Below are 18,270 nucleotides of genomic sequence, written 5' to 3' on the forward strand. Positions count from 1 at the left end.
TAAAAAGTTTAAATTTAAGTATGAAATCAAAAGAAGAATTTCAATTTTCTAATAGTGTTGTTTTAGTACCCATATTTTTTGTTTTATTAATATGGTTGGTATTTTGGATTGAAATTCGTTTTGGATTAGATTTTACAAAATTTGGCATCTATCCTCAAACATTAAGAGGTTTAAGAGGTGTTTTGTTTAGTCCTTTTATTCATTCAGGTATTACACATTTATACCATAACACCATTCCTTTATTTGTTTTAACAGCTGCCATTTTTTACTTCTATAAACCTATTGCTTGGAAAATATTATTTTATGGTATTTTGTTATCTGGATTTATTACATGGAGTATAGGTAGACCATCTTATCATATTGGAGTAAGTGGACTTATTTATGTTTTAGTAAGTTTTACTTTCTTTAAAGGCATTTTTGCAAAACATTATAGGTTAATTGCCTTGTCTTTATTAGTTGTTTTTCTTTATGGAAGTATGATATGGTATGTGCTACCTATTAAAGAAGGTGTCTCTTGGGAAGGACATACTGCTGGATTAGTTACAGGAATGCTTTTTGCTATTATCTTTAAAAAAGAAATTGCTAGACCAAAAAAATATGTTTGGGAAGAAGAAGGTTTTAAAGAAGATGAAGACCCTTTTTTAAAACATTTCGATGAAAACGGAAACTTTGTAGAGCACAGTGAACCTGAACCAGAACCTGAAATTGATGATGAAAAGGAGATAAGGCATACTATTCGTTATACTTTTAAACCTAGAGACAAAAGTTTAGATTAATTAACGCCTTTGTCTTAAAGCTTCATATAAAATAGCTCCACAAGCTACAGATACATTAAGAGATTCTATTTCACCTAATAAAGGTAACTTAGCTTTGTCATTTACAAGCTTTAACACTGAAGGATTTATACCTCTTCCTTCAGATCCCATAATAACTGCGCATGGTTCTTTAAAAGAGACATCGTAGATAGTATTATCTGTTTTCTCCGTAGCTGCAATAACTTTAATGCCTGAAGCTTGTAAATAAAACATAGCATCTTTAATATGGTCTACTTTACAAATAGGTACTTTAAATACTGCGCCAGCACTTGTTTTAATAGTATCTCCATTAACAGGAGCACCACCTTTTTTCTGTATAATAATGCCATCGACGCCAGTACATTCTGCAGTTCTAATTATAGCGCCAAAATTTCTAACATCGCTTATCTGATCTAATAAAATAAATAAAGGCGTTTTACCAGATTCTATAACATTTAAAACTAAGTCTTCTATGTCATGAAATCCAATTGGAGAAATTTGTGCAACTGCACCTTGATGGTTTTTATTTGATAATCTATTTAATTTTTCAACAGGAACGTAAGAACTATTAATATTTTCTTTACGTATTAGCGTTTCTAGCTCATTAAATAAATCGCCTTTTAATCCCTTTTGAAGAAATACTTTTTCAATAGTTTCACCAGAATTTATGGCTTCTATGATGGCTCTCAAGCCAAATATTTGTGTGCTATTTTCCATTGGGACAAATGTATAAAAAAAACCATCTCGTTAGAGATGGTTTTTAGTATTATAATTTAATTACTTCTTAGAAAGGAGTAACTGTATAATTGTATCCACCAGAAATCTCTATAGTAGCAACTGGAAATTGCGTACCATCTGGAGTTGAAGTCATCATTAATGAATTATCAAAAGCTCCAGTTGTATCAGGGAAACCACATTGAGACCATGAAATTGACTGAGTAATAACAGTATCAGGACCATCATAAGCAGCAGAACTAAAAGGATTATCATAAACTTCTGCTAAAATATAGTAAGTACCATCAGCAAATCCATTAAGTTCTGGAACTTCAGGACAGTCACCTGTACCAGCAACATAACCTAAAATACCTGTACCATCAGCTATTAAATAATCTAAATCGATATCGCAAAATTCGATTGTGTTTTCTGAAGGTAAACCTGAGTTATAAGTAAGTTCACCATGCCAATCGATTTCCATTACAAGAACATCATTTACCCAATCATTTTCAATTGAAACGTTTAAAGTAAATGGATTCATGTTAGCGTTTGCTATATTATTAGCTGCACCAATAGCAAGAGTTTCGTCTCCTTCAACTCCACTTTCGCAATCTAATAAGATTGTTACATTAGCAGATGCAGAAGTCGTACCAGAAACAATGATTATAGTACCAGCTTCAAAATCGCCAGAATCTGCAGTTCCACCAGTTTGCACTAATGGAATATGAATATCAGCAAATACTGGTTCAGCAATAGAAGCTGTAACAGAAATTACGTATCCGTCGTCTGGATCAATTGTACTTTCATCAATAACTACGTTATTTTCAGAAGACGTAAGAGATACAGTTGGACTTGTATAGTTAATCATACTAGCTCCTGTGTGGTCGTCTTCGCTACAAGAAGTAGCTAACACTCCAGCTGAAAGAGCAAGTAGGAATATAGATTTTAATTTATTTTTCATCTTTAAAATTTTAGTCGATTATTATTGTTTAACGTAAACATTTTGGTACGTTCTGTCTCCAGAGCTAAATGAAATACCATAGTTAATTACTAAATCACCGTTTGGTAAAACAGCACCAGGATCACCAGGAGTTACATCATTAGAGTAATACCCTTGAGCTAAATCTTGAGGTGGAACTGTTAATGTACTACAAACGTCATTAAAGTTATACCCTTGATCTGGAGCAATTGTTCCAAATGCCCAACCTCCAGTAGTTTTAGCTTTATAATAACCAGGAGAAATTTCTATAATTGGCTCAATACCTTGATTCCAAGAAGCACCATCATCACGAGTTGCAGTAACTTGATACATACCAACTAAGTTAGAAGCACAGTTTACAGTTACTGAAAATTCACCCATGTTTGGAGCAAAATAGTATAAATCACCATCTGCTTGGTATAATTTTACTTTAAAAGTAAATACATCACCAATTCTTAAATCAGAAGCAGCTACACCTAAACCAGATACATACTCGTCAATAGTAGAGTAAACAATATCAATTGGTAAAGTTGCACCTTGTCCAACTATAACTTCATTACCACCATTTAAAGTTTTTACAACTTCAAAACTAGATGCGTTAGCATAGTTTCCTAAAGATAATCTAGAAGCAAAATCTAATTCAACATCTGCATCATTAAAAGCAATTTCAGTGTTTTCAAGATCATTAGCATCAAGAGGAGTACCTAATACTTTTCCACTTGAATCGCCAACATAAACTGTTAGTCCACCTTCATCTGCAGCTGGTGCATTGTTGTCTGGGTCTGTATCGCAACCAACAAATAATGTTAGTGCGAAAAACATTGTCAATAAATAATTTAATTTTTTCATTTTTCTTTTTTTTTTTAGTTCATCCACCATACTGGCGAAGTTAAATTATCTCCTCCCATTGCGCTAGCAGCATCACTATAATTAGCAGCATTTAAAGACTGCTCAATTACTGGATACGTATATCTAGAAGGAATTTCATTAATAGCTCCATCTTGTGCAGGAGTTAACATAGGATATCCTGTTCTTCTCCACTCAGTCCAAGCTTCCATACCTTGACTGTAAAGACTTAACCATTTTTGAGTAGCAATTTGTTCTAAAGCATTTCCTGGAGTATAAATAACACTACCTGAGTAGTATCCACCCATATCTGCTCCATCATTATCAGCAAAACTAGAAGCAATTCCAGCTTGATAATAAGCAGCAGCAGCAGAATCACCACCAGAAATATATCCTTTTTTAGCTGCTTCAGCTAATAAGAATTGTAATTCAGTATAGCTTAGAAATACAGCTGGTAATTCAGGTGCTAAATAAAACTCACCTAATGGAGATACGTTAGCATAGCTATACGTGTTACTAGGAACATCAGCTATACCAGAAGGCTTTCCTCTATAAATACCATCGGCATTTTTTTGAGCAACAACAGGTAATCTGTTATCTACAGGGAATCCCATACTTCCATCCATTCTATCTACAACTTCGCTATTAATCTTCCACTCACCTCTAGTACCAAATACTACAGATTCGAAGATAGGGTTTGCATTAGGTGCAGCAGATAAGTATACCATTTTAGCTTCATCAGCGCTTGAATTGAATAATCTACCACTGTTTACTAAGGCTTGCATTTCGCCAGCTCTTAAATCTTTAGCAGACATTCTCATTAAAGCTCTAAATTTTAATGAAGCAGCAAATTTTCTCCATTTTGCAACATCACCACCATAAACTATATCTTGGCTAGAATCTAAATCTCCATTCGCAGGATTTAATAATACCATAGCTTCATCTAATAAGGCTAAACAACCATTATAAACTGTAGCTTGAGAATCGTATACAGGAGCAATATTTACAGCTCCTTGTAAAGCTTCAGTAAATGGAATGTTACCATAAAGGTCTGTTAACAATAGCATAGAGAAAGCTTTCATAGTTTGAGCAACTCCTTGATTAACAAGGTTTCCTTCTTCTCCAGCTAAAATATACATTTGATTCGCATCAGATGCAACAGTTTCATAAAGACTAGACCAAACGTTAGTTAAAGAACTTTCTCTTGGTATGTATCTAGCTTCATCGTTATATTGTACTTTGGCCCAGTGTTGTGCCCAGCATGCACCCATATCTCCACCATTAAATGTACTATACATGGTGTTACCAGTATTTCTTAGAATATTACCTAAAAGTAATTCAGAAGGAACTGACGTAGGATTGTTAGGGTTCGTATTTAATTCTTCAAAGTCTTTATCACAGCTCACAAATACTAAGCCGATGAATAATAAGACGATTAAATTTATTTTTTTCATAATCTATTTTTTTAAAATTAGAATTTAAGGTTAACGTTAAATGATATACTTCTTGCAGAAGGTAATTGACCAAATTCTAAACCTTGGTTTCCATTAGAGTTATCAAAAGCACTTTCTGGATCGATATGTGGAGCTTTCTTATAAAGGAAAGCTAAATTTCTACCAACAACTGAGAAATTAACATCGTCTATAGCTATATTTTCTAACCATTTTTTAGGGAACGTATAAGTTAATCCCATTTGTCTTAATTTAATGTAAGATGCATCAAATACTGAACTTTCAGCAATACTGTTTGAGAAAGCAGCTTTGTTGTAATCTTCAGCAGATACAATTACATTATTTGGAACATATTGAGGATTAGCATCCGTACCAATATTCATTGTACCTTGTCCAACTACACCTGTCTCACGACCTTGCATTGTTTCATCAAGTACACCAGCATATCTACCCCAAGAAGTTGTCATTGAGTATATATCTCCACCCATTTTTCCATCTACTAAAGCATCAAATCTAATGTTCTTATAAGATACAATTAAGTTAGCACCACCAGTCCAATCTGGAGTAACGTTACCAAGAACTTCACTTCCACCAATTACTGGTAATCCATTATTATAAAGGATATCTCCATTTGGAGCTCTTTCAAAAGCAGGACCTACAATAGTTCCATAAGCTTCACCAACTCTAGCTTCAATAGTTGAACTCCATTGTCCACCAAGTACTAAAGTTTCAAGATCTCCTAAAGAAACAACTTCGTTTTCGTTCTTTGCATAGTTAATTTCTAAATCAACTTGCCAGTCATCAGTTTTAACTAATGTACCACCTAATTGAACTTCCCATCCTTTGTTTCTCATTTCACCAACATTCTGTAATGAAGATCCACTACCTGTAGCAGAAGATAACTGAACATCAACAATTAAGTCTTCAGATGTTTGATCGTAATAAGTTACATCAAAACGTAATCTGTTTTCAAATAATCTAGCATCTAAACCAAACTCATAACCACTAGTGGTTTCAGGTCCAATTTCTGGATTGTTAATAGTAGAAGGGTAGAATAAAAAGTTAGTTCCATCCCAACCAGTAGTTGAGAAACTATAAGTATCTTGTAATCTGTAAGCACCTAATGCTCCAGTACTACCTACTTTAGACCAACCACCTCTAATTTTTAATAAAGAAACAGTAGATTTATCCATATCGAACATATCACTTAACACAGCACTTACTGTTACAGAAGGATAGAAGAATGAATTATTATCAGCTGGTAATAAACTTGACCAGTCATTTCTTGCAGTTACATCAACAAATAACATGTTTTTAAACGCTAATTGACCGAAACCAAATAAACTGTTAATTTTTTGTTCAGCATATGTAGCACCTTGTACTGGATCTACACCTGTTTTAACGTTACTTACGTTATATAAACCTGGCAACTCTAATTGAGGAGCAGAAGCAAATATAAGATCGTTTCTTCTATACATAGTGTTTCCACCTGCATTAAGAGAGTATGTTAAATCATCAGTGATGTTTCCAGCAGAAGAAAATAATACTTCTGTGTTATTTTCATTGTAAGTTCTATCAATAACTCTGTAGTAACCTTCAGGAGCATTGTTAGATCCTTTAGCTTTTCTCTCTGTAGTTTGAGACTTCCAGAAATCTACACCAGTTTTAGCTTGTACAGATAACCACTTAGTAAGTTCGAAATTTAAAGTAACACCACCAATAATACGGTCTTTCTCATACCCATTTAAGTTAGTATCTAATACCCAGAAAGGGTTATTTTGGAATACAGTATTCCAGTTTAAAGGAGTACCTTCAGCTGCAGTACCTACTGCTGCTAATGGTAAACTCTCCCAGTCTCTTAGAGCATTAAAGTCAACGTTACGTCCAGACCAAATCATTTGTTGTACTGGATTCTCGTTATCGTAACCTACAGTTACTAAGTTATCTGATTGAGATTTGATATACTTAGCGTTTAATGAAACATTAATTTTATCGCTTACTTGAAGAGATGTAACACCTCCAATATTATATCTTCTAAAATCAGTGTTTGGTACCATACCTTCTTGATCCATTAAGCCCATAGAAAGTCTGAAGTTTGCTTTATCACTACCTCCTGAAAAAGACAGGTTGTTATTTAAAGTAATTCCAGTTTCGTAGAAATCTTTAATGTTATCTGGTTGAGATACCCATGGAAGAGGTGCACCATCAACTGTATAAGAATTCCATTGTACGAACTCGTATCCAACATCTAAAGCAGGACCCCAACTTTCGTCAATACCACCATCTCCAGACTGACCATCGATAAACTCGAAGTAGAAAGGGTTTCCACCTTGTCCATAAGAGTTTTGGAAATCTGGTAATAATAATGGGTTTTCAAAAGAAACAGAAGAATTAAAAGTAATTCCTAATTTATCTTTAGAAGTAGAACCTTTTTTAGTAGTAATAACAATTACACCATTAGATGCACGTAAACCATATAATGCAGCTGCATTTGGTCCTTTAAGTACAGTAACAGATTCAATGTCATCAGGATTAACATCAGCAGCTCCGTTTGGTAAATCAAATCCACCAGTACTACCAGCAGTTCCAAAGTTAGAGTTGTCAACAGGAATCCCATCAATAACAAATAAAGGTTGGTTGTTACCAGTAATACTCGATGCACCTCTTAAGATGATTCTTGCAGAAGCACCAGTTGCACCAGAACTGTTAGTAACCTGAACACCAGCAACTTTACCTGAAAGTGAGTTTACTACATTTATTTCGTTTGATTCAGCAATGTCATCGCCCTTAACTGTTTGGACGGCATAACCAATTGCTTTTTCTTCTTTCTTAATACCAAATGCTGTAATTACAACCTCATCGATTGCTTGTACATCTGGAGTCATACCAAAACTAATGTTGTTAGAAGCTCCAACAGTCATTTCTTTTTTAGTATAACCTACGAAAGAGTAAGATAAGACATCGCCAGCACTAGCAGAAATGGAATAGTTTCCATCAAAATCTGTTTGTGTACCATTTGTCGTACCTTTTACAATAATATTAACTCCAGGAAGGGGTAACCCGTTTTCATCGGACACAGTTCCTGAAATTGTTTTTTCTTGTGCAAACGTAAATTGCACAACAAACGCTAGGAATAGCGTTAAAATTCCACTAAACTTTGTTTTCATTTTATATTTTATTTGAATTAGTCTACGCCAAAAATCATAATAAAAAGTTAATTAAACAATATTTAAGGGTTAAAATTTCATTTTTTTTTAAAAATAGACTCATTTTTAGTTAATAAACCCTTAAAAAAATGCTGTTAAACTTAAATGGACTTGAGAATTTGAAAATTTAAATGATTGATTTTCTGTTTTTCCATTCGCAAAATTGAATTTTAATAGCCCAGCTTTGGTTATTAATCCAAATCCGAACCCAAAACCATATAATTTCTCTTTCTGTTCTGTTATTTTATTTTCAAAATATGCAGCATCAATAATTGTGTGAACGTAAATACTATTATTAAACATATACCTGTATTCGGTATTTATTAGTCCGTAAAGAGTTGCAGATAGACTGTTTTCTTCAAATCCTCTAATTGAATTAATGCCACCAAAGCGTATTAATTCATTTTCAAGATATGTGTCTGAAAATAGTCCGTAACTATTAACTCTTAAAAAAATACTGTTTTTTAAATTTAGATTGAATATATGAAAGGCATCAAAATAATATTGATACTGTTTAGTTGATGTGTTTTCGTAGTCGCGAGAACCAGTTTCAACTTGAAAATCTAATAACGAGCTGGTGTTAAATAACACACTTTCTTTTTGTCGCTTTTTGTATTGATACCTTACATTATAAAATAATGTTGAATAATCTTTTATCAATGGATCACTATAAATAGAATCAAGCAAGTTATTTGATTGAATAGATCTTATTCCTGCAAACACTTTGTTTCTAGGATTTAATTGGTAAAACAATTTAGCATTTTGATTTGCTGTGGAAAACGATGAATCTCTTTTTAATAGCCCTAATTCAAGCTCGGCTCCTAAAGGAGTGCCAAATAAATAGGGTAAATTTATATTTACATTAAACGTTTTTTGTTCATTCTCATCGCTCTTATATATTAACCTAAAAGATTCTCCATAATTTAAGTTATTATTAAGTTCTAAATTTAAATAGCCACTAAATTCTATTTTGTTAGATTCTTCGTTTGAGCCAAAACCTATAAATCCATCAAAATTATTGCTTTTGTTTTTACTAATAAATAAGTATATAGTTGTTGAGTCTTTACTAAATAATATTTCAGGATCTTTAATTTGGTTAGCAAAAGGTAATTCATTTAATGTATTGGCTTGTTTTTTTATTTCAGATAAATTAAAAATAGAACTCTCTTTAATTTTTAAATAATACTTTAAAAACGATTTCGGAAACTTCTCGTAGCCTTTAATAATTACTTTATCAATATTGCGAGTCGTTATTTTATCAGACAACACTAAGGTAGCATCAATTTCGTTATTATTTTTAATCTTAATATTTGATAGTTTTAAAGTACTAAATGGGTCGCCTAATTCTGATAACTTTAAATTAATGGTATTAAGAGCTTTTTCTGTATCCTGAATTGGAATAGTGAAATATGAATCAAATATTTTATTAGAAACCAATTGAATGGTTTTAGTTGGTATGATGCTATCGCTATAATATATATTTATGTACTTAAACTTTCTATTTAGGTTAATGCTAACCAAAAGTGAGGAATCGTTTATTCTATTAATTGGCGATATATTACTTTCAATATATCCAAGAGTATTTAGTTTGGTTTTAAATGTTACAACTTCTTTTGAAGCAGATTCATAATCTTTATGTTTCTTAATGTATTTAATTGAATCAATTACCTTGTTCTCCAAGCTATCCTTTCCAGTAATAGTTAGATTTAAAGTCTGAGAAGTAGCATCTATTGAAAACAGGCTAAGTATAGTAAGTAATAATTTAGGTATTCTATGCACGTTTATTTGCAACTATTTGAGTTGTAAAACTAACGCAAAATGCACACTTATTATATATTGACATCTTTATTTTTTTATTCTATTATAATTCCAAACGCTTTTGCATATATAAATTAATAAAAAAACAGCGCGCTTTTATAAGCTAAATAAAAAATCTTGGTTAATTAATAAAATAATAGTTTGCTCTAAACGTAGCTTAAGTGCTACATTGAAAAAAAAAAACGAATAAGTTTTGAAAATTAATTCATTAACGTTTGAAAAATTAAAATATATTTCTACCTTTGCAGCCCTCTAATAAGAGGTATTTGTAAAATATTATAGAAAATATATGCCAACAATTTCACAATTAGTACGAAAAGGAAGAGCCAAAATAACCAAGAAGAGTAAATCGGCTGCTTTAGATTCGTGTCCACAAAGACGTGGAGTGTGTACTCGTGTTTACACCACAACACCTAAGAAACCTAACTCTGCAATGCGTAAAGTAGCAAGGGTAAGGTTGACTAATGGTAAAGAGGTAAATGCATACATTCCAGGAGAAGGACACAATTTACAAGAGCACTCGATAGTATTGGTTAGAGGTGGAAGGGTAAAAGATTTGCCAGGAGTTAGATATCACATTGTTCGTGGTGCCTTAGATACAGCAGGTGTCGCAGGTAGAACACAACGTAGATCTAAGTATGGAGCAAAACGCCCTAAGAAGTAATTAAAAAACTTTAAGAAGAAGACATGAGAAAAAGACAAGCGAAAAAAAGACCGCTTTTACCAGATCCACGTTTTAACGATCAGTTAGTAACTCGTTTCGTTAATATGATGATGTGGGACGGTAAAAAGTCTGTAGCTTTTAAAGTGTTTTACGATGCAATTGATATCGTAGAAGAAAAGAAAACAGACGAAGAAAAAACAGCTTTAGAATTATGGAAAGATGCTTTATCTAACGTTATGCCTCACGTAGAAGTGCGTAGTCGTAGAGTTGGTGGTGCAACATTCCAGATTCCTATGCAAATTCGTCCAGACAGAAAAGTTTCAACTGCTATGAAGTGGTTAATTACTTTTTCACGTAAAAGAAACGAAAAGTCAATGGCGCAACGTTTAGCATCTGAAATTTTAGCAGCAGCTAAAGAAGAAGGAGCAGCAGTTAAAAAGCGTGTTGATACTCACAAAATGGCTGAAGCAAATAAAGCATTTTCACACTTTAGATTTTAATATAAAATGGCAAGAGATTTAAAACTTACTAGAAATATTGGTATTGCAGCACATATTGATGCTGGTAAAACCACTACAACAGAACGTATCTTGTTTTATACAGGTGTGTCTCATAAAATTGGTGAAGTTCATGATGGAGCTTCAACAATGGACTGGATGGAGCAAGAAGCAGAAAGAGGTATTACAATTACTTCTGCTGCAACAACTTGTGATTGGACATTCCCTAAAGAAAATGGAGAGCCTACAGAAGACGCACAAGACTATCATTTTAATATAATTGACACTCCTGGTCACGTAGATTTTACGGTTGAAGTAAACCGTTCTTTACGTGTATTAGATGGTTTAGTATTTTTGTTTAGTGCAGTAGATGGTGTTGAGCCACAATCTGAAACTAACTGGAGACTAGCAGATAACTATAAAGTTCCTAGAATTGGTTTCGTTAATAAAATGGACCGTCAAGGATCAGATTTTTTAGGCGTTTGCCAACAGGTTAAAGATATGTTGAAGTCTAATGCAGTGCCAATTGTATTAAACATTGGTGATGAAGAAGATTTTAAAGGTATTGTAGATTTAGTAAAAAACAGAGCTATTGTATGGCACGATGATAATTACGGTTCTACATTCGATATTGTTGATATTCCTGAAAATATGAAAGATGAAGTACGTAAATATCGTGCTTTATTAATAGAAGAAGTAGCAAGTTATGATGAGAATCTACTTGAGAAATTCATGGAAGATGAGAATTCTATTACAGAAGAAGAAGTGCACGCTGCGCTTAGAGCTGCTGTAATGGATATGGCTATCATTCCTATGGTATGTGGTTCTTCATTTAAAAATAAAGGAGTTCAATTCTTACTAGATGCTGTTTGTCGCTATTTACCTTCTCCAATGGATAGAGAAAGTGTTATAGGTACTAATCCAGATACTGGTAAAGAAGAAAGACGTAAGCCTAGTGTTAACGAGCCTTTTTCAGCTTTAGCGTTTAAAATTGCAACAGATCCTTTTGTAGGGCGTTTAGCATTTTTTAGAGCATATTCAGGTCGTTTAGATGCAGGTTCTTACATTTTGAATAACCGTTCAGGTAAAAAAGAACGTATTTCTCGTATATACCAAATGCACTCTAATAAACAAAATGCAATCGATTTTATCGAAGCAGGAGATATTGGAGCAGCAGTAGGATTTAAAGATATTAAGACTGGTGATACTATGTCTGATGAAAAACATCCTATTGTTTTAGAATCAATGGATTTTCCAGATCCAGTAATTGGTATTGCAGTTGAGCCTAAAACAAAGGCAGATGTAGATAAATTAGGTATGGCTTTAGCTAAATTAGCTGAAGAAGATCCAACGTTTACAGCAAGAACAGACGAAGCTTCAGGACAGACTATTATTTCTGGAATGGGTGAGCTTCACTTAGATATTATTGTGGACCGTTTACGTCGCGAATTTAAAGTTGAAGTAAACCAAGGGCAACCTCAAGTAGAATATAAAGAAGCTATTACTGCTTCTGCAGATCATAGAGAAGTTTACAAAAAACAATCTGGTGGTCGTGGTAAATTCGCAGATATTGTATTTACGGTTGAACCAGCTGATGAAGGTGTTGTAGGTCTTCAATTTGAATCTATTATTAAAGGTGGTAATGTTCCTAAAGAATTTATTCCATCTATTGAAAAAGGATTCAAAATGGCAATGGTAAATGGACCATTAGCAGGTTATGAAATCGATTCGATGAAAGTAACATTGAAGGATGGATCTTATCATGATGTGGATTCAGATCAATTATCTTTTGAATTAGCAGCTAAATTAGGATTTAAAAACTGTGCTAAAGCAGCAAAAGCTGTAATCATGGAGCCTATTATGAAGCTAGAAGTAATCACTCCAGAAGAAAACATGGGTGATATAGTAGGAGATTTGAATAGACGTAGAGGTCAAATGACTAGTATGGGAGATAGAGCTGGTGCAAAAACTGTAAAAGCTACTGTACCATTATCAGAAATGTTTGGTTATGTAACAACATTAAGAACATTATCATCAGGTCGTGCAACATCAACAATGGAATTTTCACATTATGCTGAAACTCCTTCAAATATTTCAGAAGAAGTTATCAAAGCAGCAAAAGGCGTAGAAGCTTAAAACTAAAAGAAAATGAGTCAGAAAATTAGAATAAAATTAAAGTCTTACGATCACAATTTAGTTGATAAGTCTGCTGAAAAGATTGTAAAAACAGTAAAAAGCACTGGAGCTGTAGTAACTGGACCAATTCCATTACCAACTCATAAGAAAATTTTCACTGTATTACGTTCACCACACGTAAATAAGAAGTCAAGAGAACAATTTCAATTAAGTTCTTATAAGAGATTATTAGATATCTACTCTTCATCTTCTAAAACAATTGATGCTTTAATGAAATTAGAATTACCTAGTGGAGTTGAAGTTGAAATCAAAGTGTAAGTAAAGACAAACATGTCCTGAGCTGCGTGCAAGGGAAAAACGGTAAAAATACAATTCAAGGCTGAAACGTATTTTCAGCCTTGAATTTTAATAAATAGTAACAATTAATAAATAATAATTATGTCTGGGTTAATAGGAAAAAAAATCGGTATGACCAGCATTTTCGATGAAAATGGAAAGAATATTCCATGTACAGTAATCGAAGCTGGACCATGTATCGTTACCCAAGTCAGAACTGAAGAAGTTGATGGTTATAAAGCCATCCAACTTGGTTTCGATGACGCGACAGAAAAAAGTGCTACTAAAGCAGACTTAGGTCACGCTAAAAAAGCAGGAACTTCTGTAAAACGCAAAATCGCTGAGTTTAAAGGTTTTGATGAGGAGTACAAATTAGGTGATGCAATTACTGTAGAGCACTTTACAGAAGGAGAATTCGTAGATGTTTCTGGAATTTCAAAAGGTAAAGGTTTTCAAGGAGTTGTAAAACGTCACGGTTTTGCTGGTGTAGGTCAAGCTACTCACGGACAACATAACCGTTTAAGAGCACCAGGTTCTATTGGAGCTGCATCTTATCCTGCAAGAGTATTCAAGGGAATGAAGATGGCAGGAAGAATGGGAACCGATAAAGTAAAAGTTGAAAATTTAAGAGTTTTAAAAGTAGTTGCTGAAAAGAATCTACTTGTGGTTAAAGGATGTGTTCCTGGTCATAAAAACGCTTATGTAATTATTCAAAAATAATGAAAGTAGCAGTTTTAGATATAAACGGAAAAGAAACTGGAAGAAAGGCAGACCTTTCTGACGCAGTTTTTGCTATTGAGCCTAATAATCATGCTGTGTATTTGGATGTTAAACAATATTTAGCAAACCAAAGACAAGGAACTCACAAGTCTAAAGAAAGAGCTGAGATTTCTGGAAGTACACGTAAGATTAAAAAGCAAAAAGGAACAGGAACAGCTAGAGCCGGATCTATTAAGTCTGGTGTTTTTAGAGGTGGTGGACGTATGTTTGGTCCTAGACCAAGAAATTACGGTATCAAACTAAACAAAAACCTTAAGCGTTTAGCTCGTAAATCAGCCTTTAGTATTAAAGCAAGTGAAAAATCAATTGTTGTATTAGAAGACTTTAATTTTGATGCTCCAAAGACTAAAAATTTCACAGCTGTTTTAAAAGCTTTAGACTTAGAAAACAAAAAATCTCTCTTTGTGTTGGGTGCTTCAAATAATAATGTATATTTGTCGTCACGCAATTTAAAAGGCTTAGAAGTTGTAACAAACTCTGAGTTAAGCACTTACAAGATTCTTAATGCGAATCAAGTTGTATTGTTAGAGAGTTCTTTAGAAGGAATTGAATCGAATTTAAGTAAATAAGAAACAGATGAACATCTTAATTAAACCTATAATCACAGAAAAAGCGACTGCAGATAGCGAGTTAAGAAATTGCTATACTTTCGCAGTGAATACGAAGGCGAACAAGGTAGAAATCAAAAAAGCAGTGGAAGCTGCTTATGGAGTTTCTGTTGAAAAAGTTCGTACTATAAATGTCCGTCCAGATAGAAAAACCAAGTTTACAAAAACTGGTGTTCAACATGGTAAAACAAATGCAGTTAAAAAAGCAATTGTACAACTGGCGGAAGGTGAAATGATTGATTTATACAGTAACATGTAATTAAAGACAAATGTCAGTAAGAAAATTAAAACCAATCACACCAGGACAGCGATTTAGAGTAGTAAATGGGTATGACGCCATTACTACTGATAAGCCGGAGAAAAGTTTATTAGCTCCGAAAAAAAGGTCTGGTGGTAGAAACAGTCGAGGAAAAATGACTATGCGCTATATTGGTGGTGGTCATAAGAAAAGGTATCGTATTATCGATTTCAAACGTAACAAAACTGGAATTCCAGCAGAAGTTAAGTCTATCGAATACGATCCAAACAGAACAGCTTTTATTGCTTTATTGAATTATCAAGATGGCGAAAAAAGTTACATCATTGCTCAAAATGGCCTTCAAGTTGGTCAAACAGTAGTATCTGGTGAAACTGCAACTCCAGAAATTGGAAATGCAATGCCATTAAGTCAAATTCCTTTAGGTACAATTATCTCTTGTGTAGAGTTACGTCCAGGACAAGGAGCAGTTATGGCTAGAAGTGCCGGAACATTTGCTCAGTTAATGGCAAGAGATGGTAAATTTGCAACAATTAAATTGCCTTCAGGTGAAACACGTTTAGTGTTAGTAACATGTATGGCTACAATAGGAGTTGTATCTAATTCAGATCATCAATTACTTGTATCAGGTAAAGCTGGTAGAACAAGATGGTTAGGAAGAAGACCTCGTACAAGACCAGTAGTAATGAACCCTGTAGATCATCCAATGGGTGGTGGTGAAGGAAAATCTTCTGGTGGACATCCACGTTCTAGAAATGGTATACCTGCTAAAGGTTATAGAACCCGTTCTAAAACAAAAGCGAGTAATAAATATATTGTAGAACGTAGAAAGAAATAAGATATGTCAAGATCATTAAAAAAAGGACCTTACGTTCATTATAAACTAGAGAAAAAAGTTGCTACAAATGTAGAAACTAACAAGAAAACAGTAATCAAAACGTGGTCTAGAGCCTCTATGATTACTCCAGATTTTGTTGGACAAACAATTGCAGTACATAACGGTCGCCAATTTGTTCCAGTTTACGTAACTGAAAACATGGTAGGTCATAAGTTAGGAGAATTTTCACCAACAAGATCTTTTAGAGGTCATGCAGGTGCTAAAAACAAAGGTAAAAAGTAGTAAGCTATGGGAAGTCGTAAAAAACAAATGGCAGACGCTATTAAGGAAGCAAAAAAGGAAATCGCTTTTGCTAAACTTAATAACTGTCCTACATCACCGAGAAAAATGCGTTTAGTAGCCGATTTAGTAAGAGGCGAACGCGTAGAGAAAGCGCTTAATATTTTAAAATTTAGCCAAAAAGAAGCATCAAATCGTTTAGAAACTTTGTTACTGTCTGCAATTGCAAACTGGCAAGCTAAAAACGAAGATGCAAGTATTGAAGAAGCTGAATTATTTGTTAAGGAGATTCGTGTAGATGGTGGATCAATGTTAAAAAGATTGCGTCCAGCACCTCAAGGTCGTGCACACAGAATAAGAAAACGTTCAAACCACGTAACATTAGTGGTAGGAGCTAACAATAACACACAAAGTTAAGATAGAAGTATGGGACAAAAAACAAATCCAATCGGAAATCGCTTAGGAATTATCAGAGGATGGGAATCTAACTGGTACGGAGGAAACGATTATGGCGACAAACTTGCCGAAGACGATAAGATCAGAAAATACGTACATGCACGTCTATCTAAAGCTAGTGTTTCAAGAGTAATTATTGAAAGAACTCTTAAACTTGTAACCGTTACTATCACTACTGCTAGACCTGGTATTATTATTGGGAAAGGTGGACAAGAGGTAGACAAGTTAAAAGAAGAGCTTAAGAAAATTACTGGTAAAGAAGTTCAAATTAACATATTTGAAATTAAAAGACCTGAACTTGATGCGCAATTAGTAGCAGCAAGCGTTGCTCGTCAAATTGAAAATCGTATTTCATACAGACGTGCAATCAAAATGGCTATTGCTGCAACTATGCGAATGAATGCAGAAGGAATAAAGATTCAGATTAGTGGTCGTTTAAATGGTGCAGAAATGGCACGTAGCGAACATTATAAAGATGGACGTATTCCATTATCTACATTCAGAGCCGATATTGACTATGCTTTAGTTGAGGCCCACACTACTTATGGTAGATTAGGGATTAAAGTATGGATCATGAAAGGTGAAGTATATGGAAAAAGAGAGCTTTCTCCGCTTGTTGGATTATCTAAGAAGCAAGGAAAAGGTGGAGCCGGAGGACGTGGTGGAAATAATAATAAACCTCGTCGTAGAAAGTAATTTTTTAAAGAACAAGAAAAATGTTACAGCCTAAAAAAACAAAATTTCGTAAGCAACAAAAGGGACGTATGAAAGGTAATGCTGGAAGAGGCCACCTTTTATCAAGTGGTACTTTTGGTATAAAATCGTTAGACACAAGCTTTGTTACTGCACGTCAAATAGAAGCTGCACGTATTGCTGCTACTCGTTATATGAAAAGAGAAGGTTCGTTATGGATTAAAATATTTCCAGACAAACCTATTACAAAGAAACCTCTTGAAGTACGTATGGGTAAAGGTAAAGGTGCTGTTGAATACTGGGTAGCATCTGTGCTTCCAGGAAGAATATTATTTGAAGTAGGAGGAGTGCCATTAGACGTTGCAAAAGAAGCATTACGTTTAGCAGCACAAAAACTACCAGTTAAAACTAAGTTTATAATTGCTCGAGATTACGAAGCATAATTTATTTGATATTATGAAACAATCAGAAATTAAAGAATTATCTGTAGCTGAGTTACAAGAGAAACTTAGTGAAACTAAAAAGAGCTATTTAGATTTAAAAATGGCTCACACTATTTCTCCTTTAGAGAACCCAATTCAATTACGTTCTGTAAGAAGAGACGTAGCAAGAATTGCGACTGAATTAACTAAAAGAGATTTACAATAATTCTGCCGAAATGATGGAAACAAGAAATTTAAGAAAAGAACGTATAGGTATTGTTACTAGTAACAAAATGCAAAAATCAATAGTTGTTGCAGAGGTTAAAAAAGTAAAACACCCTATGTATGGAAAGTTCGTGTTAAAAACTAAGAAATACGTTGCACACGACGAAACAAACGATTGCAACATTGGAGATACTGTAAAGATCATGGAAACAAGACCTATGAGTAAATCTAAATGTTGGAGACTAGTTGAAATAATTGAAAGAGCTAAATAA

At 33.7% G+C, this 18,270-nt stretch carries 21 protein-coding genes; 15 read left to right on the plus strand and 6 right to left on the minus strand.

Annotation, left to right across the window (positions count from 1 at the left end; genetic code table 11):
• The first annotated feature begins 20 nt into the window (after positions 1 to 20).
• Positions 21 to 776, plus strand: coding sequence for a rhomboid family intramembrane serine protease (locus LX78_RS08565; protein ID WP_109682239.1), 756 nt, complete (start codon positions 21 to 23; stop codon positions 774 to 776).
• On the opposite strand, the gene rlmB is transcribed toward LX78_RS08565, so the two are convergent.
• The 6 genes from rlmB to LX78_RS08595 form a co-directional block, all read right to left on the minus strand.
• Positions 777 to 1,511: a 23S rRNA (guanosine(2251)-2'-O)-methyltransferase RlmB gene (rlmB, locus tag LX78_RS08570; RefSeq protein WP_109682240.1), complete on the minus strand. Its 735-nt coding sequence runs from the start codon at positions 1,509 to 1,511 to the stop codon at positions 777 to 779.
• A 67-nt stretch (positions 1,512 to 1,578) separates the two neighbouring features.
• The gene (locus LX78_RS08575; RefSeq protein WP_109682241.1) at positions 1,579 to 2,469 is read right to left on the minus strand and encodes a hypothetical protein; all 891 of its coding nucleotides are present in this window, start codon (positions 2,467 to 2,469) and stop codon (positions 1,579 to 1,581) included.
• A 21-nt stretch (positions 2,470 to 2,490) separates the two neighbouring features.
• Entirely contained in the window at positions 2,491 to 3,336 is an 846-nt protein-coding gene (locus tag LX78_RS08580; protein ID WP_146192555.1) for a hypothetical protein, read from the minus strand.
• Between the two features lie 14 nt (positions 3,337 to 3,350).
• Positions 3,351 to 4,787 (minus strand): SusD/RagB family nutrient-binding outer membrane lipoprotein, encoded by a 1,437-nt coding sequence (locus tag LX78_RS08585; RefSeq protein ID WP_109682243.1) that lies wholly within the window; start codon positions 4,785 to 4,787, stop codon positions 3,351 to 3,353.
• Between the two features lie 17 nt (positions 4,788 to 4,804).
• A complete protein-coding gene (locus LX78_RS08590) occupies positions 4,805 to 7,951 on the minus strand; it encodes a SusC/RagA family TonB-linked outer membrane protein (protein WP_109682244.1) in 3,147 nt (1,048 codons plus the stop codon).
• A 120-nt stretch (positions 7,952 to 8,071) separates the two neighbouring features.
• Positions 8,072 to 9,769 (minus strand): POTRA domain-containing protein, encoded by a 1,698-nt coding sequence (locus LX78_RS08595; RefSeq protein WP_245881506.1) that lies wholly within the window; start codon positions 9,767 to 9,769, stop codon positions 8,072 to 8,074.
• A gap of 328 nt (positions 9,770 to 10,097) precedes the next feature.
• On the opposite strand from LX78_RS08595, the gene rpsL reads away from it, so the two are divergent.
• From rpsL to rpsQ, 14 genes are all read left to right on the plus strand, one after another.
• Entirely contained in the window at positions 10,098 to 10,472 is a 375-nt protein-coding gene (gene rpsL / locus LX78_RS08600; RefSeq protein WP_006795815.1) for a 30S ribosomal protein S12, read from the plus strand.
• A 23-nt stretch (positions 10,473 to 10,495) separates the two neighbouring features.
• Positions 10,496 to 10,972, plus strand: a complete 477-nt coding sequence (gene rpsG, locus LX78_RS08605; protein WP_109682245.1) for a 30S ribosomal protein S7 — start codon at positions 10,496 to 10,498, stop codon at positions 10,970 to 10,972.
• Positions 10,973 to 10,978: 6 nt separating this feature from the next.
• Positions 10,979 to 13,105, plus strand: a complete 2,127-nt coding sequence (gene fusA / locus LX78_RS08610) for an elongation factor G (RefSeq protein WP_109682246.1) — start codon at positions 10,979 to 10,981, stop codon at positions 13,103 to 13,105.
• A 12-nt stretch (positions 13,106 to 13,117) separates the two neighbouring features.
• Complete coding sequence (gene rpsJ / locus LX78_RS08615; protein ID WP_010181931.1) at positions 13,118 to 13,423, plus strand: 30S ribosomal protein S10; 306 nt, start codon at positions 13,118 to 13,120, stop codon at positions 13,421 to 13,423.
• A gap of 120 nt (positions 13,424 to 13,543) precedes the next feature.
• Complete coding sequence (rplC, locus tag LX78_RS08620; RefSeq protein WP_109682247.1) at positions 13,544 to 14,161, plus strand: 50S ribosomal protein L3; 618 nt, start codon at positions 13,544 to 13,546, stop codon at positions 14,159 to 14,161.
• A complete protein-coding gene (gene rplD / locus LX78_RS08625; RefSeq protein ID WP_109682248.1) occupies positions 14,161 to 14,790 on the plus strand; it encodes a 50S ribosomal protein L4 in 630 nt (209 codons plus the stop codon). Before rplC ends, rplD begins: the two co-directional genes overlap by 1 nt.
• 7 nt (positions 14,791 to 14,797) lie before the next feature.
• Entirely contained in the window at positions 14,798 to 15,088 is a 291-nt protein-coding gene (gene rplW / locus LX78_RS08630) for a 50S ribosomal protein L23 (RefSeq protein WP_109682249.1), read from the plus strand.
• Between the two features lie 10 nt (positions 15,089 to 15,098).
• Entirely contained in the window at positions 15,099 to 15,923 is an 825-nt protein-coding gene (rplB, locus tag LX78_RS08635; protein WP_109682250.1) for a 50S ribosomal protein L2, read from the plus strand.
• Positions 15,924 to 15,926: 3 nt separating this feature from the next.
• The gene (gene rpsS / locus LX78_RS08640) at positions 15,927 to 16,205 is read left to right on the plus strand and encodes a 30S ribosomal protein S19 (protein ID WP_109308668.1); all 279 of its coding nucleotides are present in this window, start codon (positions 15,927 to 15,929) and stop codon (positions 16,203 to 16,205) included.
• A gap of 6 nt (positions 16,206 to 16,211) precedes the next feature.
• Entirely contained in the window at positions 16,212 to 16,619 is a 408-nt protein-coding gene (gene rplV, locus LX78_RS08645; RefSeq protein ID WP_109308669.1) for a 50S ribosomal protein L22, read from the plus strand.
• Between the two features lie 9 nt (positions 16,620 to 16,628).
• Positions 16,629 to 17,354 (plus strand): 30S ribosomal protein S3, encoded by a 726-nt coding sequence (rpsC, locus tag LX78_RS08650; RefSeq protein ID WP_109682251.1) that lies wholly within the window; start codon positions 16,629 to 16,631, stop codon positions 17,352 to 17,354.
• Positions 17,355 to 17,374: 20 nt separating this feature from the next.
• Positions 17,375 to 17,794 (plus strand): 50S ribosomal protein L16, encoded by a 420-nt coding sequence (gene rplP / locus LX78_RS08655; protein WP_109308671.1) that lies wholly within the window; start codon positions 17,375 to 17,377, stop codon positions 17,792 to 17,794.
• 13 nt (positions 17,795 to 17,807) lie between these two features.
• Positions 17,808 to 17,999 (plus strand): 50S ribosomal protein L29, encoded by a 192-nt coding sequence (gene rpmC / locus LX78_RS08660; protein ID WP_109682252.1) that lies wholly within the window; start codon positions 17,808 to 17,810, stop codon positions 17,997 to 17,999.
• Positions 18,000 to 18,012: 13 nt separating this feature from the next.
• Positions 18,013 to 18,270, plus strand: a complete 258-nt coding sequence (gene rpsQ, locus LX78_RS08665) for a 30S ribosomal protein S17 (protein WP_040288031.1) — start codon at positions 18,013 to 18,015, stop codon at positions 18,268 to 18,270.

The sequence above is a fragment of the Xanthomarina spongicola genome (genome assembly GCF_003148645.1).
GTDB classification, from domain to species: domain Bacteria; phylum Bacteroidota; class Bacteroidia; order Flavobacteriales; family Flavobacteriaceae; genus Xanthomarina; species Xanthomarina spongicola.

Coding starts and splice junctions, on each gene's coding strand:
- LX78_RS08565 (WP_109682239.1), top strand. CDS start 21: ATGAAATCAAAAGAAGAATTTCAATTTTCTAATAGTGTTGTTTTAGTA.
- rlmB (WP_109682240.1), bottom strand. CDS start 1,511: ATGGAAAATAGCACACAAATATTTGGCTTGAGAGCCATCATAGAAGCC.
- LX78_RS08575 (WP_109682241.1), bottom strand. CDS start 2,469: ATGAAAAATAAATTAAAATCTATATTCCTACTTGCTCTTTCAGCTGGA.
- LX78_RS08580 (WP_146192555.1), bottom strand. CDS start 3,336: ATGAAAAAATTAAATTATTTATTGACAATGTTTTTCGCACTAACATTA.
- LX78_RS08585 (WP_109682243.1), bottom strand. CDS start 4,787: ATGAAAAAAATAAATTTAATCGTCTTATTATTCATCGGCTTAGTATTT.
- LX78_RS08590 (WP_109682244.1), bottom strand. CDS start 7,951: ATGAAAACAAAGTTTAGTGGAATTTTAACGCTATTCCTAGCGTTTGTT.
- rpsL (WP_006795815.1), top strand. CDS start 10,098: ATGCCAACAATTTCACAATTAGTACGAAAAGGAAGAGCCAAAATAACC.
- rpsG (WP_109682245.1), top strand. CDS start 10,496: ATGAGAAAAAGACAAGCGAAAAAAAGACCGCTTTTACCAGATCCACGT.
- fusA (WP_109682246.1), top strand. CDS start 10,979: ATGGCAAGAGATTTAAAACTTACTAGAAATATTGGTATTGCAGCACAT.
- rpsJ (WP_010181931.1), top strand. CDS start 13,118: ATGAGTCAGAAAATTAGAATAAAATTAAAGTCTTACGATCACAATTTA.
- rplC (WP_109682247.1), top strand. CDS start 13,544: ATGTCTGGGTTAATAGGAAAAAAAATCGGTATGACCAGCATTTTCGAT.
- rplD (WP_109682248.1), top strand. CDS start 14,161: ATGAAAGTAGCAGTTTTAGATATAAACGGAAAAGAAACTGGAAGAAAG.
- rplW (WP_109682249.1), top strand. CDS start 14,798: ATGAACATCTTAATTAAACCTATAATCACAGAAAAAGCGACTGCAGAT.
- rplB (WP_109682250.1), top strand. CDS start 15,099: ATGTCAGTAAGAAAATTAAAACCAATCACACCAGGACAGCGATTTAGA.
- rpsS (WP_109308668.1), top strand. CDS start 15,927: ATGTCAAGATCATTAAAAAAAGGACCTTACGTTCATTATAAACTAGAG.
- rplV (WP_109308669.1), top strand. CDS start 16,212: ATGGGAAGTCGTAAAAAACAAATGGCAGACGCTATTAAGGAAGCAAAA.
- rpsC (WP_109682251.1), top strand. CDS start 16,629: ATGGGACAAAAAACAAATCCAATCGGAAATCGCTTAGGAATTATCAGA.
- rplP (WP_109308671.1), top strand. CDS start 17,375: ATGTTACAGCCTAAAAAAACAAAATTTCGTAAGCAACAAAAGGGACGT.
- rpmC (WP_109682252.1), top strand. CDS start 17,808: ATGAAACAATCAGAAATTAAAGAATTATCTGTAGCTGAGTTACAAGAG.
- rpsQ (WP_040288031.1), top strand. CDS start 18,013: ATGGAAACAAGAAATTTAAGAAAAGAACGTATAGGTATTGTTACTAGT.